The sequence below is a fragment of the Guyparkeria sp. genome (assembly GCF_046545975.1).
Lineage (GTDB): Bacteria > Pseudomonadota > Gammaproteobacteria > Halothiobacillales > Halothiobacillaceae > Guyparkeria.
In genome coordinates this window covers 1-24,027 of record NZ_JBKGYT010000025.1, presented here as the reverse complement: position 1 = coordinate 24,027, position 24,027 = coordinate 1, and the positions used below count along the sequence as shown (strand labels likewise).

18 protein-coding genes and 3 tRNA genes are annotated in these 24,027 nt (G+C 67.6%); 12 read left to right on the top strand and 9 right to left on the bottom strand.

What is annotated here, in order from left to right; genetic code table 11:
* Positions 1–11: 11 nt before the first annotated feature.
* Positions 12–1,349, bottom strand: coding sequence for a YcjX family protein (locus tag ACLFMY_RS04020; protein WP_410763272.1), 1,338 nt, complete (start codon positions 1,347–1,349; stop codon positions 12–14).
* A 274-nt stretch (positions 1,350–1,623) separates the two neighbouring features.
* Between ACLFMY_RS04020 and ACLFMY_RS04015 the strand changes: the two genes are divergently transcribed.
* The 3 genes from ACLFMY_RS04015 (at position 1,624) to dusA (ending at position 4,488) form a co-directional block, all read left to right on the top strand.
* Positions 1,624–2,658, top strand: a complete 1,035-nt coding sequence (locus ACLFMY_RS04015; RefSeq protein ID WP_410763271.1) for a cation diffusion facilitator family transporter — start codon at positions 1,624–1,626, stop codon at positions 2,656–2,658.
* Positions 2,659–2,730: 72 nt separating this feature from the next.
* Positions 2,731–3,459 (top strand): sulfite exporter TauE/SafE family protein, encoded by a 729-nt coding sequence (locus ACLFMY_RS04010; RefSeq protein WP_410763270.1) that lies wholly within the window; start codon positions 2,731–2,733, stop codon positions 3,457–3,459.
* 51 nt (positions 3,460–3,510) lie between these two features.
* Complete coding sequence (dusA, locus tag ACLFMY_RS04005) at positions 3,511–4,488, top strand: tRNA dihydrouridine(20/20a) synthase DusA (RefSeq protein ID WP_410763269.1); 978 nt, start codon at positions 3,511–3,513, stop codon at positions 4,486–4,488.
* A 13-nt stretch (positions 4,489–4,501) separates the two neighbouring features.
* Here the strand turns inward: dusA and ACLFMY_RS04000 are convergent, their stop codons facing one another.
* Together ACLFMY_RS04000 and ACLFMY_RS03995 are read right to left on the bottom strand one after the other, a co-directional pair.
* Positions 4,502–4,999, bottom strand: a complete 498-nt coding sequence (locus ACLFMY_RS04000; protein ID WP_410763268.1) for a hypothetical protein — start codon at positions 4,997–4,999, stop codon at positions 4,502–4,504.
* Between the two features lie 24 nt (positions 5,000–5,023).
* Positions 5,024–5,593: a lytic transglycosylase domain-containing protein gene (locus ACLFMY_RS03995; protein ID WP_410763267.1), complete on the bottom strand. Its 570-nt coding sequence runs from the start codon at positions 5,591–5,593 to the stop codon at positions 5,024–5,026.
* 61 nt (positions 5,594–5,654) lie between these two features.
* Between ACLFMY_RS03995 and ACLFMY_RS03990 the strand changes: the two genes are divergently transcribed.
* The 5 genes from ACLFMY_RS03990 (at position 5,655) to ACLFMY_RS03970 (ending at position 9,799) form a co-directional block, all read left to right on the top strand.
* A complete protein-coding gene (locus ACLFMY_RS03990) occupies positions 5,655–6,098 on the top strand; it encodes a DUF1249 domain-containing protein (protein ID WP_410763266.1) in 444 nt (147 codons plus the stop codon).
* A gap of 86 nt (positions 6,099–6,184) precedes the next feature.
* A tRNA-Gly gene (locus ACLFMY_RS03985) sits at positions 6,185–6,260 on the top strand.
* A 6-nt stretch (positions 6,261–6,266) separates the two neighbouring features.
* Positions 6,267–6,340, top strand: a tRNA-Cys gene (locus ACLFMY_RS03980).
* 110 nt (positions 6,341–6,450) lie between these two features.
* Positions 6,451–7,530: a lysylphosphatidylglycerol synthase transmembrane domain-containing protein gene (locus ACLFMY_RS03975; RefSeq protein WP_410763265.1), complete on the top strand. Its 1,080-nt coding sequence runs from the start codon at positions 6,451–6,453 to the stop codon at positions 7,528–7,530.
* A gap of 7 nt (positions 7,531–7,537) precedes the next feature.
* Positions 7,538–9,799, top strand: a complete 2,262-nt coding sequence (locus tag ACLFMY_RS03970) for a glycosyltransferase (protein WP_410763264.1) — start codon at positions 7,538–7,540, stop codon at positions 9,797–9,799.
* A 10-nt stretch (positions 9,800–9,809) separates the two neighbouring features.
* On the opposite strand, the gene sohB is transcribed toward ACLFMY_RS03970, so the two are convergent.
* The gene (gene sohB, locus ACLFMY_RS03965) at positions 9,810–10,889 is read right to left on the bottom strand and encodes a protease SohB (RefSeq protein WP_410763263.1); all 1,080 of its coding nucleotides are present in this window, start codon (positions 10,887–10,889) and stop codon (positions 9,810–9,812) included.
* 115 nt (positions 10,890–11,004) lie between these two features.
* Here sohB and ACLFMY_RS03960 point away from each other — a divergent pair, with 115 nt between their 5' ends.
* A complete protein-coding gene (locus tag ACLFMY_RS03960) occupies positions 11,005–11,238 on the top strand; it encodes a DUF2789 domain-containing protein (RefSeq protein WP_410763262.1) in 234 nt (77 codons plus the stop codon).
* A 90-nt stretch (positions 11,239–11,328) separates the two neighbouring features.
* Here ACLFMY_RS03960 and ACLFMY_RS03955 read toward each other — a convergent pair whose 3' ends face one another.
* Together ACLFMY_RS03955 and ovoA are read right to left on the bottom strand one after the other, a co-directional pair.
* Complete coding sequence (locus ACLFMY_RS03955; protein ID WP_410763261.1) at positions 11,329–12,516, bottom strand: MalY/PatB family protein; 1,188 nt, start codon at positions 12,514–12,516, stop codon at positions 11,329–11,331.
* Positions 12,513–14,645, bottom strand: coding sequence for a 5-histidylcysteine sulfoxide synthase (ovoA, locus tag ACLFMY_RS03950; RefSeq protein ID WP_410763260.1), 2,133 nt, complete (start codon positions 14,643–14,645; stop codon positions 12,513–12,515). The genes ACLFMY_RS03955 and ovoA overlap by 4 nt, the downstream gene beginning before the upstream one ends.
* 342 nt (positions 14,646–14,987) lie before the next feature.
* Here ovoA and ACLFMY_RS03945 point away from each other — a divergent pair, with 342 nt between their 5' ends.
* Positions 14,988–15,452: a methyltransferase family protein gene (locus tag ACLFMY_RS03945; RefSeq protein ID WP_410763259.1), complete on the top strand. Its 465-nt coding sequence runs from the start codon at positions 14,988–14,990 to the stop codon at positions 15,450–15,452.
* Positions 15,453–15,589: 137 nt separating this feature from the next.
* Positions 15,590–19,591 (top strand): EAL domain-containing protein, encoded by a 4,002-nt coding sequence (locus ACLFMY_RS03940; protein WP_410763258.1) that lies wholly within the window; start codon positions 15,590–15,592, stop codon positions 19,589–19,591.
* 87 nt (positions 19,592–19,678) lie between these two features.
* Here ACLFMY_RS03940 and ACLFMY_RS03935 read toward each other — a convergent pair.
* The 3 genes from ACLFMY_RS03935 to ACLFMY_RS03925 all read right to left on the bottom strand — a co-directional run bounded on the left by ACLFMY_RS03935 (position 19,679) and on the right by ACLFMY_RS03925 (position 22,463).
* Positions 19,679–19,755, bottom strand: a tRNA-Arg gene (locus tag ACLFMY_RS03935).
* A gap of 53 nt (positions 19,756–19,808) precedes the next feature.
* A complete protein-coding gene (gene pgm, locus ACLFMY_RS03930; RefSeq protein ID WP_410763257.1) occupies positions 19,809–21,449 on the bottom strand; it encodes a phosphoglucomutase (alpha-D-glucose-1,6-bisphosphate-dependent) in 1,641 nt (546 codons plus the stop codon).
* Between the two features lie 51 nt (positions 21,450–21,500).
* Entirely contained in the window at positions 21,501–22,463 is a 963-nt protein-coding gene (locus ACLFMY_RS03925; protein WP_410763256.1) for a bifunctional enoyl-CoA hydratase/phosphate acetyltransferase, read from the bottom strand.
* Positions 22,464–22,651: 188 nt separating this feature from the next.
* Between ACLFMY_RS03925 and ACLFMY_RS03920 the strand changes: the two genes are divergently transcribed.
* Positions 22,652–23,860, top strand: coding sequence for a TsoY family (seleno)protein (locus ACLFMY_RS03920; protein WP_410763255.1), 1,209 nt, complete (start codon positions 22,652–22,654; stop codon positions 23,858–23,860).
* The last annotated feature ends 167 nt before the right edge of the window (positions 23,861–24,027 follow it).

Below are 24,027 nucleotides of genomic sequence, written 5' to 3'. Positions count from 1 at the left end.
GTACTCTCCCTTCAGTGCTCGCCGATCAGGAAATCGAGCAGCGCGTCCACGCGCCGCCCCGGGAAGGTCCGCGCCCGGTCCAGCCCCGCCGGCGGGGCGAGCGTGGGCAGGTCGTCGATGGCGAGGTTGAGATCGTGCGGCATCTGCTCGGGTATCGACGGCGGAGTGAAGGCAATCTTCTGCCGGCTGCTCTTCTCCACGCCCACCAGCATCGGTCGGCCACGCGTATCCTCGCGCGGCTGGGCGGCGGTGACCGCCGAGACGGCGAACAGTCTCAGCTCGATGTCCTTGCCGGCCAGCTGCTGGGTCAATTCGAACAGGTAGCTGTCCAGCAGCCGGGTCAGCCGCGCCTGGTCGGCGGGCAGCAGGTGGTCGATCTGGGTGGCGACGATCGCCACGCGGCGGATACGGCGGCGGAACAGGTTCGAAAGCCAGCCGTCGCTGCGGTAGCGGAACGGCTCGAGGATCGCCTCCAGCGCGGCGCGCATGTCCGCCAGCGCCGGGCGACCGCTGCGCAGCGCACCGAGCAGGTCGACGAGGATCACCTGGGCGTCCAGCCGACCGAAATGCGACTCGAAGAAGGGGCGCGCGATCTTCTCCCGGTAGTACTCGAAGTTGGCCCGGCAGACCTGGCCCCAGGAACCGTCCGGAAAGTCCTCCCCCGAGGCATGCAGCGTCGCCGGCAGCGGGAGGAACGGCATGGCCTCGGGGTCATAGTCACCCCCGGGCATCAACCACCGCCCGGGCAGGTTGCGGGCCAGCCGCTGCGGCGGCAGGCGGCTGTCGGCAAGCATCATCGACCAGCGCGCGGTCAGTGCCCGCAGCCGAGCCTCGTCGACCGGCTCGGCCGGGTCGATGGCGTTCAGCTCGTCGAGCAGCCCCGGGGAGATCTCGCGACGCGGACTGCGCGACAGCCAGTCGACCCAGTGGCGCGTGTACTCGTCGAACCCCCAGTCGAGCAGCATCAGGTCCAGCAGCCATTCGCCGGGATAGTCGAACAGCTCCAGGCAGCGGCGGCGCGGGCGCAGCGAGTACCAGCGACGTTCGTAGTCGAGGGTGACCCGGGCGATGGACCAGTCGCGCGTGGACTCGGGCCAGCTCGGCGGCTCGGCCGTCAGCGCCGTCAGGGCGTGGTCGTAGTCGAAGGCCCGCTCGTATTCGCGCTGCCAGCGCCCGTGGCGAACGGCCCTCAGCCCCGGCTGGCCGTCCAATGCCCCGCGGCGCGCATTCTCCAGGTGATTGATGATCGCCGTGATCAGGGTCGACTTGCCCGCTCCCGACAGCCCGGTGATGCCGATGCGCATCACCGGGCAGCTGGAGGGAGACTTGGGGCGGTCTTCGTTGGCCATCGACGGGCATCCTTCTCCGGGGCGCGGGTATCGGCTGATGGTAGACGACTCCCGTCCGCGCCCCAAGCCGGGAAGGCGTCGGAGAATCATGCCGTGCACGAGGGGCTGGCAGTTCCCGGCCGGGTGGATTAAAATAGGACTACTCCGGTTCTCTATTAGCCTCATCTAACTTTCCCGGCGCGCCGCCGCGCGTGTGATGAAAGACAGGCCCCTGGCGCGAGGCGATCGCGGCAGGCGACAACACTCGACAGCGGGCAGCAATCGAACACAGCTCATGCCGATTCCACACGCCAACCTGTTGCGCATGGTCACCACCGCTTCGGTGACGCTGGCCGTGGCGCTGATCGCGCTCAAGCTCGCGGCGACGATCACCACCAACTCGGTGAGCATGCTCGCGTCGCTGATCGATTCGACCATGGACCTGCTGGCCTCGCTGGTGACCCTGGTGGCGGTGCGCATCGCGCTCCAGCCGCCCGACGAGGATCACCGCTACGGGCACGGCAAGGCCGAGCCGCTGGCCGCGCTGGCCCAGGCGACCTTCATCGCGGGCTCCGGCGTGTTCCTCATGGTCGAGGCCCTCAACCGGGTGATCCGCCCGCAGGAGATCGACGCGGTCGAGTGGGGCGTGGCGGTGATGATCTTCTCGATGGTCGCCACACTCGCGCTGATCACCTTCCAGCGCTACGTGATCATCAAGACCCGTTCGCCGGCGATCAAGGCCGATGCCGCGCACTACAGCATGGACTTCCTGGTCAACGCCTCGACCATCGCGGTACTGATCCTCGCCGGCTACGGCCTGAACTGGCTCGACCCGGTCTTCGGCGCGGCGGTGGGTGGCTTCGTCCTCTACAGCGCCTGGAAGGTCGGACGCGAGGCACTCGACCACCTCATGGACCGCGAGGTGCTCGACGGTACCGAGACGCGGGTGGCCCAGATCGCCACCTCGCATCCGTCCGTGCATGCCGTCGACCAGATCCGCACCCGCTTGGCGGGGCGGACCATGATCATCCAGCTCTACCTGTACCTGGACAATCACATCGACCTCAACCGGGCCCACCAGGTCGGCGACGAGGTCGAGGCGAAGCTTCTGCGCACCTTCCCCGGGGCCGACGTCATGATCCACGAGGAGCCGCTCTCCGCCTGGGTTCCGGGGCGCGGTCCGTCGCCGATGCGCATCGAGCCCCTGACCACCCGCCGCCCGCGTGCCGGGCAGTGCGAAACCTGCCGCGACCTGACCGACACCCGGCCGAGCTTCTGGCGACGGATCGCCGCCGCCTGGCCGCGGATACGCACCGGCTCGCGCTCCTGACCCGGGCCGCCTCCGGCCCCGTCGGGCCGAACGGCATTCCGGGCCCTTCACCGGTTTTCCACGAGGTCCCGCTTGAGCGACATCACCCTCTGGCAGATCCTGCTGGCCAACCTGGCCGTCTTCGCCGGGGCCTTCCTCCAGGGGCTCGCCGGCTACGGGATCGGCACGCTATCCGCCCCGTTGCTGTTCCTGATCAGTCCGCTTTTCCTTCCCGGTCCGCTGATCCTCAACGCCGTTCTGCTCACGCTGCTGATCCTGTGGCGCAGCCGGGCGGCGCTGGCCTTCCGCCAGGTGCGCTTCGCCATCGGCGGCGACATCGTCGGCACGATCCTCGCCGTGGCCACCCTCGCCGTGCTGACCACGCGCGGCTTCGACCTGGTGTTCGGCACCCTGATTCTCCTGGCGGTCATCCTGAGCGTGGCCGGACTGCGCCCCCGCCTGTCGGCCCGCAACAGCGTGGTCGCCGGGGCGGCCTCCGGCTACATGGGAACCATCACGGCCGTGGGTGGCCCGCCGATCGCCCTGATCTACCAGAACGAGAAGGGGCCGCTGGTGCGGGCCAACCTGTCGGCCTTCTTCCTGTTCGCCAGTTCTGCCAGCGCGGTGGCCCTGTTCTTCTCCGGCTTCATCGGCACGCGCGAATGGCAGCTGTTCGCCGCCATTCTCCCGGGCATGCTGGTGGGCTTCTACGCCTCCGGTCACCTGGTCAACCGCGTGCCCTTCGCCGCGCTGCGCCCCGTGATCCTCGGGATCGCCGCGGTCGCCGGGATCACCGCCATCGTCAAGGGCCTGCTGCCCTGACGGGCGGCCTCGACTACAATGCCGCCCCTTCACGAACACGCCCCGACAGCCATGCCCGCTCGAACCAACCCCTGGCGCTTCTGCATTGCCCCGATGCTCGACTGGACCGACCGGCACTACCGGTTTCTCGCCCGGCAGCTCAGCCGCCACGCGCGGCTCTACACCGAGATGGTGACCACCGGGGCGCTGCTGCACGGCGACGTCGAGCGGCACCTGCGCTTCGACCCCGCCGAGCACCCGGTCGCCCTGCAACTGGGAGGCTCGGACCCGGCGGCGCTGGCCGAGGCCGCCCGCATCGGGGCCGAGTGGGGCTACGACGAGATCAATCTCAACGTCGGCTGCCCGAGCGACCGGGTACAGAACGGGGCCTTCGGCGCCTGCCTGATGGCCACCCCGGAACGGGTGGCCGACTGCGTGGCGGCCATGCGGGAAGCGGTGAACGTCCCGGTGACGGTCAAGAACCGGATCGGCATCGATCACCAGGAAACCTACGAAGAATTCCGTGAATTCGTCGACATCGTCGCCGACCGCGGAGGCTGCGAGGTGTTCATCGTCCACGCGCGCAAGGCCTGGCTGTCCGGCCTGTCGCCGAAGCAGAACCGCGAGGTGCCGCCCCTGCGTCCCGAGTTCGCCCGGCGGATCAAGGCCGAGCGGCCCGAGCTGACGGTCGTGCTCAACGGCGGGCTAGCCGACATCCCGAGCATGCAGGCTGTCCTCGAGGACCTCGACGGGGTGATGGTCGGTCGCGCCGCCTACCAGGACGTGGGCATGCTCGCCGGCATCGACGCGGCACTGTTCGGGGAAAGGGAAACAACGGACCGGGCGGAGGCCCTGCGTCGCTACCGGGACTACGCCGCCGGTCGGGTCGCCGAGGGCGTGCGACTGCCGACCCTGATCAAGCCCCTGCTGACCCTTTTCCAGGGACGGCCCGGGGCACGGGCCTGGCGCCGGCACCTGAGCGAGCAGGCAGCGAAACGACCGGGCGACGTGACGGTGATCGACGAGGCAGCGGAGCTGCTGCGCCGCTGAGCCTCCCCCGGGGTCAGCCGCGAAGCTGGATGCCGATGGAGAAGCCGGACAGGCGGTAGGCACGGCCGAAGCCGTTGACGTAGCGGCCCTCGCCCGGTTCGAGCGCAAAGAGGTGAAAGTCGGCCAGCCCGCAGAGCAGGTCCACCGTCTGGCCGTGGCGCTCGCGAAGGCCGGCGGTGACCGTCTCGAAGGTCGCCGTGCCCCGCTCGATCTCGCCGACCGTCACCTGCCACTGGGCACGCTCGCGGGCAAAGGGATTTCGGGTATCGGCCTGGTCGGCCATCAGGGCGACACTCGCCACCCCGGCCCGGCGCATGGCGGCGGTGTGAGGTGCCAGCTCGCTGGCGAGCACGAAAAACGCCTCGCCGTGGCGCAGGAACGGCAGCGTGCCGATCACCGGGGGCGCGCCATCCGGATCGTCGACCGCCAGCACGAGTGCCGACTGCCCGTCCACGAACGACTCGAAACGGGAGCGAAGCGACTCGTCGCCGGACTCGCCGTCGCGGATCATCCCGCACCTCCCGGCAGGCCTCGTTCAACCACTGCCGTCATAGGCCGCCTGCAACTGCATCACCCGCTTCACGTAGGTGCGGGTCTCCTGGTAGGGCGGGATGCCGTCATGGCGCGTGACGGCGTTCTCGCCGGCATTGTAGGCGGCCACCGCCAGTTCCAGGTTCCCGTCGAACATGTCGAGCAGCAGGGCCAGGTAGGCCACCCCACCGGCGATGTTCTGGTCCGGGTCGAAGCGGTCGGCCACGTCGAAGCGTTCGGCGGTCGCCGGCATGAGCTGCATCAGGCCGCTGGCCCCCTTGGGCGAGACGGCGTCGGGCCGAAAGGCACTTTCCGCGTGGATCACCGCCCGGACAAGGGCCGGGTCGACCTCGTAGAGATCGGCAAAGCGCGACACCTGCTCGGCATAGCTCTCCCGATCGAGCTTCGGGAGAACGCGGTAGCCGTCCTGCCAGGCCTTGGGCTTGGTGGCTTCGCTCTTGCGCCACAGCCGGTAAGGCTCGTCCGCGGAGTCCGCGGGCACGTTGGTCAGGTGGGTGACCCCGTTCGCGTCACGGTACTTGTAGACATCGGCCTCGGCGGCACCGGCAAGCACCGACGTGAGAAATGCCAGAAGGCAGGCGGGCAGGAACACACCTGCCCGGTGACTGTTTCTGGTGACAAGCCTCGCGGTCGTCCATAAACTGGCGGGCATGAACGTCAACACCGGTATCCCTCGCTTCGTCGAACACGATCCATTCGATCAGTTGATGGATCTGTATGAACAGAACTATATCCTGATTCGCCGTCTCCTTGGCGACCTGCGCAGGCTGGACGTGGGCGACGAGTTCGCGCTGGAGTTCCAGGTCACCGCCCGTGTCTCCGAGCGGGGCCGATTCACCCTGGAGCTGTCCTTCACCGATCACGCCGTGCTCGATTCCCGCGGCCAGCCGGTGGTGCTGCGGGTGCGGGTCTATCTCGACGCCCGCTCGGCCGAGCTGCACGATCCGCGACACCCGGCCACCTGCCTCCAGGCCGACATGACCGAGTGTAATCGTGCGCGCCAATCACACAACCGCATGCTGCAGCGGTGGCTCCTGGCCCGGCTGCGGCACCGCTGACGGACGCTCCATGGCGGGCCGGCACGGCAAGCGGCGACCATCACTTGACAAGGGGGCGGAACATGCAGAAAATTGCGCCCCCTGACGCGGGAATAGCTCAGCTGGTAGAGCACAACCTTGCCAAGGTTGGGGTCGCCGGTTCGAATCCGGTTTCCCGCTCCAGATTTCGGCTGGATGGCAGAGTGGCTATGCACCGGATTGCAAATCCGTTTACCCCGGTTCGACTCCGGGTCCAGCCTCCAAAAAGGAAAGCAGACGACCCGCCTCGTGCGGGTTTTTCTGTGTCCTCTCATCGGGGCAAACTGCTCCAAGAGGCCGCCACCTGGCCCATCGGCACCGGGCAATACACCGCATGACCAGCCCCAGTCGCCAACCCGAGCGCTTCGAGATCCAGAACGAGCCGACCTTCCGGGGCCGTCGGCTGCTGTGGTTCGCCCTGCTGTTCATCGGGCTGAGCCTGCTCGGGATCTGGGCGGTGTACTCCCAGGTCGCCGGCCGGGAGATCGAGTGGGATCCCCGCCTGCTCTCGCCGCAACTGATCCTCGGCAGCCTCGCTTTGCTGCTGGTCTACTTCGCCGCCGACGGGCTGCGATTGTGGTTCACCCTGCGAGCCCTGGGCCAGTCGGTACCGCTGTCGGCGATCGCCCGGCTGGTGTTCCTCAACATCTTCGTCTCGAACATCACCCCCCTGGCCACCGGCGGCGGCGTGGCCCAGGTCTGGTTCATGCGCCGGCGCGGCGTACCCATCGGCATCGGCCTGACGGCAACCACCATCCGCACCGCCCTGGCGGTGCTGTTCATCTTCGGGGCCACGCCGGTCCTGCTGCTGACGCTGCCCGGTGCCGAGGATGCCGCCCGCAGCAATTCGCTGGTGGCCACCCTCATTGTCAGCGTGATTCTCTACCTCGGCTTTTTCAGCGTGCTCGTGCTGCGGGCCAACTGGCTGCTCCGCCCGATGCTGGGACTGCTGAAGCTGTTGCGCCGGCTGCACCTGATCAGCGCCCGCCGCCATCGCCGCTGGCGCTACCGGCTGGTACTGGATATCCAGCAGTTCGCCCACGGCTTCGTGCGCTACTTCCAGGGACACTGGGGCAACATCGCCGCCTCATTCGTCTTCACGGCGATCTTCCTGCTGACCCTGTTCTCCTTTCCCGTGCTCCTTTTCTGGGCACTGGGCTATGGTTTCGACTACTGGGTGGTGATCGGACGGATGGTGATGACGACCTTCGTGATGTACTTCTCGCCCACCCCAGGCGCCGCAGGAATCGCCGAGGGGGTGTTCGGCCACTTCTTCCGGGACGTGGTCACCGCCTCGCACCTGGTGCTGGTAACCGTGGCCTGGCGGGCGCTGACGATCTACCTGGGCATGCTGATCGGCCTGTTCGTCACCCAGCGCGAGCTGACCGCCACCCGGCACCCGAACGGCTCCTGAGGTCTGCATGACCCGCCTGGCACGACATCTCACCCCCCGCCGTCTCAAGCTGGCGTTCTACCTGACACTGGCCGCCATCCTGCTGCTGGTCGGCTACCGGCTGTACCTGTCGATCTACGAGCAGGGCCACCATGCCGCCCATGCCGAGCAGATCGACCGCCTCCAGGCACAGGCCGACGGCGATGGCCTGCACTTCGCCGTGGTCGGCAACATCAACAATTCCGTCGGGTTGTTCGAGCACAAGATGGTCCCGATGCTCAACCGGGCCGGACCGGATTTCGTCGTCTCGGCGGGCAACGCCGTCAGCGGTGCCGGCGAGGACAAGTACCGGGCACTCCACCGCACCCTCTCGCACCTGGAGATGCCCTACCTGCTCACCGCTGGACAGAAGGAAGCCGGCGCCTTCGGCTCGTTCAACTTCTACGAGCACTTCGGCCCCTTCTTCTACGGCCTGGTGGCCGGGAACAGCCAGTTCCTCTTCCTCGACAGCACCAACCCGGACACCTACCCGTTCCAGATCCACTGGCTCGAGCAGCAGCTGCGCGACCCGTTCCCCGCGCACCGCTTCGTCTTCATCGGCCATCCGATGTACCGGACCGAGCACACGAGCCCGATCGACTCGGAGAGGCAGTACCTGGCCGATACCGGGTTCCGGGACCGCCTCCACGACCTGTTCCGGCAGCACGGCGTGGACGCGGTCTTCTCCAGCAACCTGCACCTGTTCGACCGGCAGGAGCGCGACGGGGTGACCTACGTGGTCACCGGCGGGGCGGGCGGGCTGGTGCTCAACGACGACACCAGCTTCTACCACTACGTCGACGTCCGGGTGGACCAGGACGAGGTGGCGATCGAGGTCGAACGACTCGACATCGGCCAGCACCAGTTCTTCAAGACGCTGGAAAGCCTGTGGTTCTTCATCCACTCGCTGTTCTACGTAGGGCACCTCAACTTCCTGCTGGTCCTCGGCCTGCTGATCCTGCTGGCGATCAAGCTCTACGGCGCGATCTTCGTCGAGCGCGACTACTACCGGCAATACGACCTGGACACCACGCCCTGGCGCGACCGACCGCTGGCGATCGCCATGGTGACCAACAACTACCTGCCCTTCATCGGCGGCGTTCCCATTTCCATCGACCGCCTGCGCCGCGGACTGGAACAGCTCGCCCACCGCGTGATGATCATCGCGCCGAGCTACCCGGACCAGGACGAACGGGACGGGAACGTGGTGCGAGTGCCCGCCTGCCGGGGCATCGGCCCGCTGCAGGACTTCCGTCTGGCCAACCCGCTGTCACCCGCCATCCGGCATGGCCTGAAGGGCTTCGAGCCGGACCTGATCCACATCCATCATCCGTTCTGGCTGGGGCGGGTCGCGCAGTGGCATGCCCGGCGGCTGAAGGTGCCCACGGTGTTCACCTATCACACCCGGCTGGAGCACTACTCGCACTTCGTGCCGCTGCCGGGGCCGCTGTTTCGCAACCTGATCGCGCACACGGCCATCCGGCGGTTCGCCAATCGCTGCGACGGGGTGATCGTGCCGACCGAGTCGGCCGAGGAATACCTGCGTGTGATCGGCGTGACCTCGCCCATCTACGTCCATCCCACCGGCATCGACTTCGACCGCATCCGCCAACCGGCACCCGAGGCGGTGGCCCGCCTGCGCGAGAAACACGCCATCGGCGACGACGAGCGGGTGCTGGTGAGCGTCTCGCGCCTGAGCAAGGAGAAGAACATCGACTTCCTGGTCTCGGCGATCGACGAGTTGCGGAAGCACAGCGACCGACCCTTCCGCTGCCTGATCATCGGCGAGGGCGACGAGCACGAGCGTCTGCAGGCACGTATCGACTCACTGGGACTGGAACCGGTCGTGACCCTGGTGGGCCCCGTTGCGCCGGAGACGATCGCCCACTACTACCAGCTGGGGGACCTGTTCGTCTTCGCCTCGAAGTCCGAGACCCAGGGGATGGTCATCCTCGAGGCGATGGCCGCGGGCCTGCCGGTCGTCGCCGTGCGCTCGAGCGGCATCGACGACGTGGTCAGAAACGAATTCAACGGCTTCAAGACCGCCGAGGACATCAGGCCGTGGGTCGAGGCAGCCAGGCAGCTGCTAGAGGACGACGAGCTGCGCGATGCCATGAGCGATCAGGCCGAGACCACGGCCCGTCGGCACGCCATCGACAGCTTCGCCCGCAACGTGAGCGGTACCTACGCCCAGGTACTGGCGCTGTATCACCGACAGGCGAACGTCCGCCCCGACCCGCCCTCCGAGTGACCGCCTCCGTTCAGAGCGGCTGGCGCCATTCGCTCAGTGCCGACTGGAGCGAGGCGTTCAGGCGGGCCAGCAGGCCGTGCTTCCTGACCGGTTGCACGATCTCGAAGGCGTCGCCCTGCTCCACCGCCTCCAGGATCAGGTCGTCGCTGGTGGCGATGTCGTCGATCAGCCCCAGTTTCAGCGCATCCTCGCCCAGCCAGTGCTCGCCGGTGGCCAGCTTGTCCAGGTCGAGTTGCGGGCGGAAGCGGTTGAGGAACTGCTTGAACAGCTCGTGGGTCTGCTCCAGTTCCTCGCGGAATTTCTCGCGCCCGGCCTCGGTGTTCTCGCCCAGCAGGGTCAGGGTGCGCTTGTACTGGCCGGCGGTGTGCAGCTCGACGTCGATGTCGTTGCGCTTGAGCAGGCGGTGGATGTTCGGGATCTGGGCGACCACCCCGATCGAGCCGACGATGGCGAACGGCGCGGCGACGATGCGGTTGGCCACGGCGGCCATCATGTACCCGCCGCTGGCCGCCACCCGGTCGACCACGGCCACCAGTTCGATGCCCGCGGTGCGCAGGCGGGCCAGCTGCGCCGCCGCCAAGCCGTAGCCCGGCACGATCCCGCCGGGGCTGTCGAGCACGAGCAGCACGCGGTCCTCGCCTGGCCGGGCGACACGCAGCACCGCGCTCACCTCCTCGCGCAGGGCATCGACCGCCGAGGCGCGGATGTCGCCGGTAAATCGCAGGACGAACGTGCGCGGCGGCTGCCCCGTTTCGCCGGCCTCGCCGGTCCGGCCGGCGTCCGCCCCCTTCGAGTCCGGCTTTTCCGAGCCGTCTCCGGCAGAGGCCTTGCCCCGGCGCTTGAACAATCGGCGCAGCCGGCTCTTCACGCCCTCCTCGGATTGCTCCAGTGCCTCCTTGAGCTGCCGGGTGCGCTTGTCGATCTCGGTGTTGAGCCGACGGACGCGCAGCGGCTTGGGGCCGCCCTCGGCGCCCTGCGACTGGCGCGCCTGGGCGATCAGGCCGATCACGGCCGCGGCCACGAAGACCACGGCCACGACCGACGTCAGCGACTTGAGAAGGAACAGGAAATAGTCATCCCACACGAGCATTTCTCCACGGGCAAACAGGGCGAGTATAGACGTCCGGGTTCCGGGACTGAAAACCAGCTAGAATCCGGAAAGACAACAAGGAAAACCCAACGGCAACCTGTCTGGAGAGACCTGCATGCAGCCACCGTTCCACCCCCTGAGCGAACTGTTCGATCAACTGGGACTCGACTCGAGCGAGGCGGCCATCGAGGCGTTCATCGAGCGCCACCAGCCCCTGCCCAGCGACATCGCCCTGGCCGACGCGCCGTTCTGGAACGAAAGCCAGAAACGATTCCTGACCGAATCCCTGGCGGATGACGCCGACTGGGCCGAAGCGGTGGATCACCTCGACGCCCGCCTGCGCGGTTGACGCCACCGTCGCCGGCAGGTGCGGAAGCAGCCGACCCCGCACGCGCGCCGCGAAACGAAAGTCCGCCCGGGCGGCATCACGCCGTGACGCTCAGTCCCGGCCAAGGGCCCGGCGCAGTTGCTGCATCGCCTGGTCGATGAGCTTCGTCGGGGTGGCGAGGTTGATACGCATGAAGCCCCTGCCGGGCTCGCCGAAGATGATCCCCTGGCTCAGGCCGAGGCCGGCCTCGTCGATGAAGAATCGCTGCAGCGCGACGTCCCCCGGATCGGCCTCTGCATCCGACAGCCCCATGGCGCGGCAGTCCAGCCACAAAAGGTAGGTGGCCTCCGGCGTCATCGGCTCGATTGGCAGGTCGGCCACCGCCGAGATCACGCGGTCGCGGTTGATCGCGATGTGCGCCATCAGTTCGCCCGGCCACTCCGCCCCCTGCGTGTAGGCCGCCTTCATGGCCACCAGGCCGAACACCGATCCCTCCCCGAGGTGCATGCCGCGGCGCTCGCGGTCGAACCGCGCCCGGTCCTCCGGGTCGACCACCACGGCAAAGCCGCCACCGATACCCGCGGTATTGAAGGTCTTGCCGGGGGCGGAGACGGTCATCCAGCGCAGCCCGCCATGAGCGGCGGCGTGGGCGAATGGCGTGTGGGCCACGCCCGGGTAGGTCAGGTCCATGTGGATCTCGTCGCTCACCACTATCACCTCGTGACGGGCACAGACGAGGGCGAGCTGTTCGAGCTCCTCGATCGACCAGGCCCGCCCCCCGGGGTTGTGCGGGTTGCAGAGCAGCAGCATCTCGGCATCCTGCGCCAGCGCCTCCAGCCCCACGAAGTCCATCTCGTAGCGCCCGTCCCGCTCGACCAGCGGGTTCTCCCGAAGCACCCGCCCCTGGTCGCGCACCACCTGGAAGAAGGGAAAGTACACCGGCGGCTGGATGATCACCCGGGCGTTAGCGGAGGTGAAGGCCCGGATCGCCATGGCCATGGCCGGCACCACCCCCGGCACCGGCACGATCTGGTCGGGGCAGACGTGCCAGCCGTGCTGGTCGCAGAGCCAGTCGGCGATGGCCCGGAAATGCCCCGCGCCGGGCTTGGCGTAGCCGAAGGCGCCGTCGGCCAGCCGTTCCCGCAGGGCCTCGGTGATGAAATCCGGCGCCGGGAAGTCCATGTCCGCCACCCACAGCGGCAGCACGTCCTCGCGGCCGAAGATCTCGGCGCGACGGTCGTACTTCTCGCAGCCCGAGCCGGGGTACTGGGCCAGCCGATGGAAGTCGGTGGCCGTCATCGTCGCGCCCAGACGGTCACCTGGCTGACGCTGTGCTGGTACTTGCGTGCCGTCTCGCGGATGACGAACGGAATGTCCGCCGGCTCGCCCACCAGCTCGAAGTTCGGCTCGAGGCGCTTGATGAGCGTGTCGAGCGTACCCACGGGACGACCGCCCTCGTCGACGTAGCCCCCCAGCCAACGCTCGCGCGGCGTGGACTCTTCCTGCCAGGTGTACGGCGAGGCCAGCACCAGCAGGCCGCCGGCGTTGATGCGCCCGGCGATGTCGTCGAGGAACTTGCCTGGGTCGTAGAGCCGGTCGATCAGGTTGCCGGCCAGCACGAGGTCGTAGCCGGTGAAGTGCGGCTTCATGTTGCAGGCATCCTGCTGCCAGAAGTCGATGTTGTCGCGCGGCGCGAGACCGAGCGCATCGAGCGATACGGCACGGTCCTCGGTCAGCTCGCCCTCGGTGGGCAGCGCGTAGGCGATCTGGCCGTCGTCGAGCATCGCCTGGGCGACCTGGATGAAGCGCGCCGAGAAGTCCAGCCCGGTGACCGTCTCGAAGTGCGGCGCGAGCTCGAAGGTCGCCCGGCCGGTGGCGCAGCCGATGTCCAGCGCCGCCCCGCGATGGCGTCCTTCCATCTGCCGCAGCGCGTACTCGGCCAGCGCCCGCGGGAAGTTGGGCACGCCGAAGTACGAGCGCCCGTAGTGGAAGTCGCAGTACTGGGCGAGCAACGCGTCGGTCTCGTAGTAGCCCGATTCCTTGCTGGCCGGCGGGCGGACCGGCTCGCCCTCGACGTAGCGAAAGCCGGCGTGCTGGAAGAAGTGCCGACGGAACGCGTAGCGCGCATCACGCGTGGCCTCGTTGCCGGTGGAGATGAACGAGCCGCCCTTGATCAGGTTGTGCTGGTTGTCGAAGGTCGGCACGGAGAAGTCGTCGTAGATCGGGTGCGGCTCGAAGCCCTCGAAGGCGTCGATGGGCGTCTCGGTCCACTGCCAGACGTTGCCGATCACGTCGAAGAACTCGCCGTGCGCGAAGCGATTGACCGGGCAGGCCGAAGCCCAGTACTCGAGGTTGATGTTGCCCGGAGCGCGCTCGCCCCAGTCGGGCTCGTCCGGCACCCCGGCCACATCGCGCAGGCGCTCGTACTCCGGCTCGGTGGGCAGGCGGATCGACTTGGCCGTGCGCTCCGAGAGCCAGTTGCAGAAGGCCTTGGCCTCGAGGTAGTTGACGTCCACCGGCCAGTCCCAGGGCATGTCGATCTCCTGGGTCATGGCGCGGTAACGCCAGGTGTCGCCGTCCGGCACCCAGAAGACCGGGTGGCGCGCCTGCCGGTATTCCAGCCAACGCCGGCCTTCCTCGGTCCACCATTCCGGCGTCTGGTAGCCACCGGCCTCGACGAAGCCGAGGAACTCGGCGTTGGAGACCTGCATGCGGCTGGCGCGGAACGGCTTGACGGTCGTCTCCAGCCGGCCGTACTCGTTGTCCCAGCCGTACAGCGGGGCGTCATGGCGCTTGCCCTGGATCACCGTGCCGCCGGGCACGTCCACCAGTTCGTTCATGGGCGAGGCGGCCGCGTCGGCCTCGGCCGCCTCGCAGACCGGCCAGTCGTCGTGCGGGCGCACCCAGCGGGTCTCCAGCTGCCGGATCAGTACCGAGGAGGTCTCCAGGTGGATCCGCTCGTGCTCGATGCCCATGAAGACCGCCCAGGCCGGGTGGTCGTCCCAGCGCACCGGCGGCGTCCAGTCGATCTCCGAGATCAGCTGGTCGACCCGCTCGCGCACGGCGCGGCGATAGTCACGCACGCGGTCGACCGTCGGCCAGTCGTAGTGCGCATCGTTGAGATCGTCCCAGCTCATCTCGTCGACCCCGATGGCGAACATGCCCTCGAGCTGTGGATCGATGCGGGTGGTCGCCTTCGCGGTGACCAGCTTGTTGATGTAGAAGGTCGCCGTGTGACCGAAATAGAAGATCAGCGGATGGCGCAGCGGCTCGGGACGCTCGTAGAACGCCCGGTCATCCGTGATCACCTCGAACAGCTTCTCGTAGACATCCATGGTGCGGTGGAAATAGGCACGCACCTGCTCGCGCTTCTGCTCACCATCCTGCCCGGTCAGCAGCACCGAACGACTCTTGATCCTCGACAACATCCCGCAGCCCTCATTAAATCACGTGAAGAACGACCTGCCCGGGGCTGTGCTCGCTGGCAAAGGCGCGGCACGACTCCGGTCATCGCACCCCCGGGGTGCCGCCGCGGCACGCCGGCAGGTGCTGGATTCGCGTCGAATCCTGCCGGGCGGACGCGCCGGCAGGCACGAGCGGCGGACGACTTCTTCCTTCCGGGGCCGACGCCCTGCCCCGGGGTCGTTCGCAGCTCTCACCGCCCAACCTTAGGCCAATACGACGACGGTATCGAGAACCGGCCATCGGCCTGCGTTACACTCGAGGCCCATGAGTGCACTTCATGCCAGTCACCCCATCCCTGCCGCCCGATGAATACACGCATCAACATGCTGATCCCGCCACCCGTGGCACTGCTGATCGGCATCGCGCTGATCTATGCCCTGTCGATCCACCTGCCGGCGACGAACGTCGACCTGCCGGGAGACGCGTGGATCGCGGGACTGCTGTTCGTCGCCGGGCTGGGGCTGATGCTGGCCGCGGCCCGGGCACTGCAGCGGGCGCACACCACCATCAACCCGATCTGGCCCGACCACGCCAGGCACCTGGTGACCAGCGGCATATTCCGCTTCTCCCGCAACCCGATCTATCTGGGCGACAGCGTGATCCTCCTCGGCATGGTGTTCTGGTTCGGCAACTGGCTGGGGATCGCGGTCGTGGCACTGTTCGTCCTGTTCATCGACCGGTTCCAGGTCCGCGCCGAGGAGCGGGCCCTGACCCGGCTGTTCGGGGAGGGTTACCGGGAGTACCTTTCACGAACGAGACGCTGGTTCTAGACGGACCTCAGCGGTGGACGCGACCGACAGTCCACCGTGAATGGGCCGGCAGAAAAGATTGATTGGCCGCCACCGCCCTCGCCGATTGGCGTGGTCGAACACTCCAGCAGACAAACCAGGGAACGGACACCCCCCCAATGATGCCGCCAGACACGCCCTTCGCCGCAAGAACCTACCTGCTGATGGTGATCGCCGCCTGCGCCGCCATTGGCGCCGTGGGCCTGTCCGTCCCCCTCGTCGTCGACGAGCAAGGACCGCTGGGGCCGCCCCTGCCCCCCATCAACGCCGCAGCCGCGCTGCTCGCCGCTCTGGGTCTGGCCGCACACCTGCAGCGCTGGCGCGTCCTGCAGTACCTTGGCGGCGGGCTGCTGCTGGCACTGGCACTCCACGGCCTGTGGCGGAATTTCGCCGGGGTCGAGGTAGTGGCGGTTTCCACGCTGCTCACCAGCGCCGACGGTCTGTCCTGCGACATCTCCCTTCTCCTGCTGGCCGTCGCCATCTGCCTGCTGATCCCCGGCGGCACGCGCCGCGCCCGGCGGCCCTGGCCGTGGGTCGGCTGGCTGATGGTGCTGCTGGGCGCCTTCTCGGCCGTCTGGGTCAGCTTCGGCCAGGCGCCCTGGCTGTCATTCCAGTCCAGCGCCACCTGGACGGGAATCCTCTTCGCCCTGCTGTTCGGCGTTGCCCTGATCGTCGCGGCACGTCAGGAAGACGGCGACCTGCGCCCGCTCGGCCAGCGGGCGATCATCGCCGCGGTGGTCGGTTCGCTGCTCAGCGCGCTGGCCTGGCATCACCTCTCGCTGCGACATGACAGCAACCTGCAGCGGATGGGCGCGTCACAGCTCGACCGGATCGAGGCCATCGCGCACCAGACCATCTCCGACCGGGTCGACGTACTGCAACGACTGGCCGAACGCTGGTCCGACGATAATGGCTGGCTCGAAGCGGAAGAAGCCCGGCTGCGCGATGCCCACAGCTACCTGCGGGACTTCCCGGAGATCCACGGCCTGGCCTGGATCGACCAGGGACTGGATTCGCGGCTGGAAGTTGACCGTTCCCCGGCAGCGGCGGATATCCGCGTCGAGGCGCTCGCGAGCGAGCCGGTGCGGGAATGGCTGGCGACAGGCTCGACAGCCCCGCGCCTTCGCCTGCTGCACGACGCCCCCGGGCCCGGCGATGTCACGGCGATGGTGAAACTGCCACTGTCCGGCGAAGGCGACCCGCCGAGATGGCTGCTGGCGACACTGGACCTCGGGCGGATGCTGCAGGCACCCGTCCGGCTCAACGCAACGGTGCTGTCGGCCCACCTGCTCGACGACGGACAGACCGTCCTCGATCTCTATAGCGATCCGGACCGCCACGACCACCTGGCCGTGCTCGCCGAGCGGGACCTGGCCCTGCCTTACGGCCCGACCCTGCACGCGACCGCCTACCTCGAGCAGGGCCAGGAATCGCCGGTCGCCGGGCTCCTGCCATCGGCGGTCGCCTTGATCGGCCTGGCGGCCACCGCCCTGATCGCGCTGCTGCTGGCGATCGGCTGCAGCCGCCTCCATCAGGCCCGGCGACTGATGAGGATCCGCAACGAACTGGAGGCCCAGCAACAGATCCAGTCGATGATCCTGCACGGGGAGTCGCTGGACGACACGCTCGACCGCGTCTGCCAGCTGATCGAGGACCTGGCGCCGGAATACCGCTGCGCGATCCTGCTCGCCGACGGGGAGCGCCGGACACTGTCACTGGCCGCGGCGCCGAGACTGCCAGCACCCTTCCGCGAGGCGATCGACTCCGTGCCCATCGCGCCGAACCGCTGCGCCTGCTGTCGAGCGGTCCACCTGGGCGAGCCGGTCTTCACCGAGGACATCACCACCGACCCGCACTGGGAGCCCCTGAGAAACGTGGCACTGGACAGCGGCCTGCGTGCCTGCTGGGCCTATCCGCTGCTTTCCTCGGCCAACGAGGTGCTCGGTGCCTTCGCCACCTACCGGGACACGCCTGGCCTACCGCGGGCCTCGCACGGCCGGCAGATCGCCCGGACCGCCGACCTGGTCTCCCTGGCGATCGAACGGAACTGCGACCGGGAAGCGCTGGAAGAGAACGAGCAGCGGTTCCGCTCGCTGTTCCGCTACAACCCGGACGCGGTCTTCTCGCTCGACCTCGACGGGCGCCTGGGCGACTACAACCACGCCACCCAGACCATTCTCGCCCGGTCAGCGGAGGACCTGGTCGGGCGGACGTTCGTCGAGCTCGTCGACACGGAGGACCGCCAGCGGGTCGCCGAGGCCGTGCAACGGACCGGGCGCGGACGGAGCCAGCGCACCGAACTGGCAGTGACCCACGCCGACGGCAGCCGGCATGAACTGGACGTCACCTATCTCCCGATCGTGATCAACGGCAGCATCACGGGCATCTATGCCATCGCCAAGGACATCACCATCCGCAAGCGCCAGGAAAACCGGCTGCGGATACTCGAACGCAGCGTCGAGGCGAGCATGCACGGGGTGGTAATCGTCGACGCCCTCGACCCGGGACTGCCCATCGTCTACACCAACGCGGCCTTCTCTCGGATCACGGGTTACGCACCCGACGAGGTCCTCGGGCGCAACTGCCGCTTTCTCCAGGACGAAGAAACCGACCCGGAAAGCCTCGAGGAGATCCGCCGCGGCATCGCCGAACGCCGGCCCGTGCAGGTGCTGCTGCGCAACCGGCGCAAGGACGGCAGCCTGTTCTGGAACGAACTGCACATCGCCCCGGTCGAGGACGATAACGGCGAGATCACCCACTACGTCGGCCTGCAGAACGACGTCAGCGAGCAGAAATCCTACGAGAAGCAGCTGGCATTCAACGCCACCCACGACAACCTGACCGGGCTGGCCAACCGGGCGCTGTTCGAAGACCGTCTCGAGCACATGGTCAAGCTCAGCCGGCGACGCGGCACCCGCGTGGGCGTGCTGTTCATCGACCTCGACGAGTTCAAGCCGATCAACGACAGCCTCGGTCACGCCGTCGGGGATCGCATCCTGATGGAAGTGGCCAAGCGACTGGCCGACCAGGTGCGCGAGGAAGACACGCTGGCCCGCTTCGGCGGCGACGAGTTCGTTGTCCTGCTGACCGATATCCACAGCGAGGCGGATACCTTCGATGTCGCCGAGCGCCTGCTCCCGGTGATCGCCCGCCCCTACCGGCTCGAGGACCACGAGCTGTATCTCAGCGCCAGCATCGGCATCGCCGTGAGCGAGTCCGACACGGAGAACCCGCTGAGCCTGATCCAGCAGGCCGACATGGCCATGTACCGCGCCAAGCAGCAGGGGCACAATACCTGTCAGCTGTTCACCGGGGAGATCAACTCCCAGCTGCTGCACCGCGTCGGACTGCGCAACGATCTGCAGGAGGCCATCGAGCACGAGGATTTCGAGGTCCACTACCAGCCGCTGGTCCACAGTGATGACCAGCGCATCGTCGGGCTGGAGGCCCTGCTGCGCTGGCACCACCCGAAGCACGGCCACGTCTCGCCGGCGACGTTCATCCCGCTGGCCGAGGAAACCGGGCAGATCATCCCCCTGAGCGAATGGGTGCTCGACCGGGCGGCCCGTGACATGGTCAACCTCTGCAATCTCGGGCTGGCGGACGCCCGCATGGCCATCAATCTCTCGCCGGTCCAGTTCAACCGCCCCAACTTCCTCGACACCATCCGCCGCACCCTCGCCCGGACCGGACTCCCCGCCGCGCGGCTGGAACTGGAACTGACCGAGGGCATCCTGATGAACGACACCGAATCGGCCATCGAGGTGCTCAAGGAGCTGCGTGACAGCAGGATCAGCGTGTCCATCGACGACTTCGGTACCGGCTTTTCCAGCCTGAGCTACCTCAAGAACCTGCCCATCGACACGATCAAGATCGATCGCAGCTTCGTGCAGCACGTCGAGACCAGCGACGATGACGCGGCCATCGTCCAGGGCGTCATCTCCATGGCCCACCACCTCGGCCTGAGGGTGGTGGCCGAAGGGATCGAGACCGACACCCAGCGCGAGATCCTGACCCGCTACGGCTGCGACATCCTGCAGGGCTACTTCTTCGCCCGACCGATGCCGATCGCCGAGCTGACCGACTACCTGGAGCGGACCCGACAGATCGACCGGGACTGAGATCCCTGGCCTCCGGGGCCACGACGACAACGCCCCCGGAGCCGAGGCTCGCGGGGGCGTTGTTCTTGCGCGCGTCACGCGACTGTCTGGTGCGCCCGACAGGATTCGAACCTGTGACCTTCGGCTTCGGAGGCCGACACTCTATCCAGCTGAGCTACGGGCGCGTGAAAGGCGGCATGATAGCGGTTTGCGCCGCGGGAGTCCATGCCCGTCCGGCTCAGTCCCCAAGCGCCCCGCCGACCAGCTCCTGGGCCTCGGAGAGGATCTCCTCGAGGTGCGTGCCGTCATGAAAGCTCTCGGCGTAGATCTTGTAGATCGGCTCGGTGCCCGACGGGCGCGCGGCGAACCAGCCGTTGGCCGTCTCCACCTTCAACCCGCCGATGGGTGCGTCGTTGCCCGGCGCGCGCGTACGGATGCCGGTCACCGCCTCGCCCGCCAGACGGTCGATCGACAGCGAGTCGGCATCCAGCCCCTTGAACCGCGACTTCTGCTCGGCGGTCATGGCCGCGTCGCGGCGCGCGTAGAAGGGCTGGCCGTACCGGTCGATCAGGCGGTTGAAGCGCGCCCAGACATCCTCGCCGGTCACCGCGAGGATCTCGGCGGCCAGCAGTCCCATCGTGATGCCGTCCTTGTCGGTGTTCCAGACCTGCCCGTCGCGGGCGAGGAAGGTCGCACCGGCGGACTCCTCGCCACCGAACCCCAGCCAGCCGTCGGTCAGCCCGGGCTGGAACCACTTGATCCCCACCGGGGTTTCAAAGACCTCGCGACCCAGTCCGCGGGCCACGCGGTCGATCATCGAGCTCGACACGATGGTCTTGCCCACCTTCAGGCCCTCGCCCCACTGCTTGCGCTGGCCGAACAGGTAGTCGATGGAGACCGACAGGTAGTGGTTGGGGTTGATCAGGCCGCCGTCCGGGCTGACGATCCCGTGCCGGTCGGCGTCGGTGTCGTTGCCGAAGGCGACGTCGAAGCGGTCCTTGATCTCCAGCAGCCCGGCCATCGCGTGCGGCGAGGAACAGTCCATGCGGATCTTGCCGTCGTGGTCGAGCGTGATGAAGCGGAAATCCGGCTCGATGCGATCGTTTACCACGGTGAGGTCCAGCCCGTAGTGCTCGGCGATCGGCTCCCAGTACGGCAGCCCGGCGCCGCCCATCGGGTCGACGCCGATGGACACCCCGGCCCCGGCGATGGCCTGCATGTCGATCACCTGGTCGAGCGTTTCGACGTAGGGGCGGACGAAGTCCACGGCCTCGGCCGCGTCGCTTTTCAGCGCGCGCTCGAAAGGCATGCGCCGGATCGACTGCCAGTCGCCCAGCAGTTCGTTCGCGCGGCGTTCGATCCAGCCGGTCGCGTCCGTGTCGGCCGGGCCGCCATGGGGCGGGTTGTACTTGAAGCCCCCGTCGGACGGCGGGTTGTGCGAGGGCGTGAGGATGATCCCGTCGCAGGGCGCGCCGCCCGCCCCGCGGTTGGCGGTGATGATGGCCCGCGAGATCACCGGCGTCGGTGTCGGGCCGTAGCCTTCCTGGTAGCGGAACGGCACACCGGCGCCCGCCAGGACCTCGACGGTCGTCATGAAAGCCGGCCAGGCCAGCGCGTGGGTGTCGATCCCGACCAGGATCGGCCCGGTGATGCCCTCGGCCTGGCGATACTCGACCAGCGCGGCGGTCACCGCGGCGATGTGGGCCTCGTTGAACGACGCGTTCAGGCTCGAACCGCGATGCCCCGAGGTGCCGAACCCGATCCGCTGCGCCGGATCCTCGGGGTCGGGCTCCGCCTGGTAGTAGGCGGAGATGAGTCTCGGCACGTCGACGAGGTAGTCGCGGGGAGGGAGCTGTCCGGCAAGCTCGTGCAATGGCATGGCTGGTTTCCTTGAAAGATTGGGTCTGGCTCGAAAAGCGTCCGGCAGCCTCTAGCCGGCCCGGTGGTCGGCGGCCACCGCCTCCTCGGGCGACAACGGGTCCAGGGTCTGCTGGCGATGTTCCGCTACCCGGGCAAGGGCCAGGGAGGCCATCCGCGAGAACTCGGGGTCGCTGCGCGAGGTCAGCACCACCGGCACGCAGGCCCCGACGACCACCCCGGCAAAATCGGCCCCGGCCAGGTACTCGAGATCCTTGTAGAGAATATTGCCTGAGACGAGATCGGGAACCAACAGCACGTCGGCATGCCCGGCGACCGGACTGGTGATGCCCTTGAGTCGCGCGGACTCGGCCGAGATGGCGCTGTCGAAGGCCAGCGGGCCATCCACCTGCGCATGCGCGATCTGGCCACGTTCACTCATCTTGGCCAGGCAGGCGGCGTCCAGGGTGGACGGAATCGCCGGGTTGACCGTCTCGATGGCCGACAGCGCGGCGACCCGCGTACGCTGATTGCCCAGCCACCAGGTCAGGTTGACGGCGTTCTGCAGGATATCGGCCTTGGCGCGGATATCCGGCTCGATGTTGATCACCGCGTCGGTGATGTACAGCAGCTTGTGATAGCTGGGCAGCTCGGCGAGGAACACGTGCGAGATCCGGGTCTCGCGCCGCAACCGGCGGATGATCGGCCTGAGGAACACGTCGCTGTGGATGTCGCCCTTGACCAGCAGCCGCACCCGCTCGTCGAGCACCGCATCCACCGCGGCCCCTGCCGTGGCCTCGGGCGTGGGCAGGTCCACCACGGGGTACGCCACGCCGAACTCCTCCATCAGCGGGATGATCCGGTCCGACCGGCCAAAGAGCACCGGCTCGATCAGGCCGGCCTGCTCGGCGGCGATGGCCGCATGCAGCACATGCTCCGCACCCGCCCCGACGATGGCCGCCGGGGCCGGCGGAAGCCCTCTCGCCTCGGCCATCAGCTGTTCCATGGTCCGGATTTCCGGAAACGCCTCGTTCATTCATCACTCCTTGCGGCAAGCGGCCAGTTCCCCGACTCCCAGTGTAGGACGACCGCATGACGCCAATAAAACGCTCATGGACCGATCGTCGACCACGGAGCGATTCATCCCCGCCCTTGAAAATTAGTTCTTACTAATATAAAAAGCACCAATCGATCATCAGCAAATCCGCGGCAATGGAGGAAACCATGCTGAAACGCGACCTGAATTCGTCGTACAACCCGTTGTTTTTCCTGGCGGCACTGGGCGCAGGCGGCCTGGCCGTGTCGTTCTTCATGTACCCGATGTTCCTGGTCAGCCACCCGGACACCCCCATCCCGACGTTCAACCACCTCTGGCCGATCCTGACCGGCCCGGTCTCGTTGCAGTCGGTGCTGCTGGGGCTCGACCTGCTCGCGGTGCTGTTCTTCGCCTACCTGCATTTCCGACTGCTGTTCTGGAACATTCGCGAGTACCGGCAGTTCCGGCAGACCGAGGCCTATGACAAGCTGCGCGACAGCAACGCCGAGATCTCGCTGATGGCCATCCCGCTGACCCTGGCGATGACCATCAATGCCTTCTTCGTGCTCGGCGCGCTGTTCGTGCCCAACCTGTGGTCGTTCGTCGAGTTCCTGTTCCCGATGGCGCTCACCGGCTTCGCCGCGGTGGGCCTGTACGCGCTCAAGATCCTGACCACCTACTTCGCGCGCACCCTGACCAACGGCAACGTGGACTTCTCCACCAACAACAGTCTGGCACCGATGATCGCCATCTTCGCCCTGGCGATGATCGCCGTGGGCTTCGCCGCGCCGGCCGCCATGAGCGAGAACCGCGCGATGATCACGGTCGGTCTGCTCGCCTCGCTGTTCTTCCTGACCATCGCCGGGCTGCTCGCCATCATCAAGCTGGTGCACGGCTTCCAGGCGATGATGGCCAAGGGCATCAACGAGGCGGCCAGCCCGAGCCTGTGGCTGATCATCCCGATCCTGACCCTGATGGGCATCACCTGGATCCGCCTGGCCCACGGCCTGCACCACGGCTTCGACGAGCCGATCAACCATACCGGCCTGCTGATGCTCGGCGCGGTGATCCTCTCGGCGCAGGTGCTCTTCGGCCTGATCGGCCATGCCGTGATGAACCGGCTGGGCTACTTCACCCACTACAGCAAGGGCGACAAGGGCAACGCGGGCACCTTCTCGCTGATCTGCCCGGGCGTGGCGTTCTTCGTCTTCGGCATGTTCTTCATCCACGTCGGCCTGGTGCACAACGGCCTGATCGAGCATTCGACCTGGGCGCACTACCTGCTCATGGTCCCGTTCGTGCTGGTGCAGGCGAAGACCATCGAGGTCATGCTGCGTATCAAGCGCAACATCCTGCACGCCGAACCGGCCATGCAGGCCAGCCCGGTACAGGGCTGATCTCCGCAGGGGCCACCGGCCCGGCCGGAAACCATCGAGGGGCGTCGCGTGAGCGGCGCCCCTTTTTTCGTCCCCCGGGGGCCGTGCATCGAACCGTCCGACGAGCTATAAATGTTCTGAATCCAGCCAACAACAAAGTAATCGGAGGATCCCCATGTCCATCATGA

Bases quoted from the DNA above. Each gene is read 5' to 3' on its own strand.
- ACLFMY_RS04020 (WP_410763272.1), bottom strand. From the start codon at position 1,349: ATGGCCAACGAAGACCGCCCCAAGTCTCCCTCCAGCTGCCCGGTGATG.
- ACLFMY_RS04015 (WP_410763271.1), top strand. From the start codon at position 1,624: ATGCCGATTCCACACGCCAACCTGTTGCGCATGGTCACCACCGCTTCG.
- dusA (WP_410763269.1), top strand. From the start codon at position 3,511: ATGCCCGCTCGAACCAACCCCTGGCGCTTCTGCATTGCCCCGATGCTC.
- ACLFMY_RS04000 (WP_410763268.1), bottom strand. From the start codon at position 4,999: ATGATCCGCGACGGCGAGTCCGGCGACGAGTCGCTTCGCTCCCGTTTC.
- ACLFMY_RS03975 (WP_410763265.1), top strand. From the start codon at position 6,451: ATGACCAGCCCCAGTCGCCAACCCGAGCGCTTCGAGATCCAGAACGAG.
- ACLFMY_RS03970 (WP_410763264.1), top strand. From the start codon at position 7,538: ATGACCCGCCTGGCACGACATCTCACCCCCCGCCGTCTCAAGCTGGCG.
- sohB (WP_410763263.1), bottom strand. From the start codon at position 10,889: ATGCTCGTGTGGGATGACTATTTCCTGTTCCTTCTCAAGTCGCTGACG.
- ACLFMY_RS03960 (WP_410763262.1), top strand. From the start codon at position 11,005: ATGCAGCCACCGTTCCACCCCCTGAGCGAACTGTTCGATCAACTGGGA.
- ACLFMY_RS03955 (WP_410763261.1), bottom strand. From the start codon at position 12,516: ATGACGGCCACCGACTTCCATCGGCTGGCCCAGTACCCCGGCTCGGGC.
- ovoA (WP_410763260.1), bottom strand. From the start codon at position 14,645: ATGTTGTCGAGGATCAAGAGTCGTTCGGTGCTGCTGACCGGGCAGGAT.
- ACLFMY_RS03945 (WP_410763259.1), top strand. From the start codon at position 14,988: ATGAATACACGCATCAACATGCTGATCCCGCCACCCGTGGCACTGCTG.
- ACLFMY_RS03940 (WP_410763258.1), top strand. From the start codon at position 15,590: ATGATGCCGCCAGACACGCCCTTCGCCGCAAGAACCTACCTGCTGATG.
- pgm (WP_410763257.1), bottom strand. From the start codon at position 21,449: ATGCCATTGCACGAGCTTGCCGGACAGCTCCCTCCCCGCGACTACCTC.
- ACLFMY_RS03925 (WP_410763256.1), bottom strand. From the start codon at position 22,463: ATGAACGAGGCGTTTCCGGAAATCCGGACCATGGAACAGCTGATGGCC.
- ACLFMY_RS03920 (WP_410763255.1), top strand. From the start codon at position 22,652: ATGCTGAAACGCGACCTGAATTCGTCGTACAACCCGTTGTTTTTCCTG.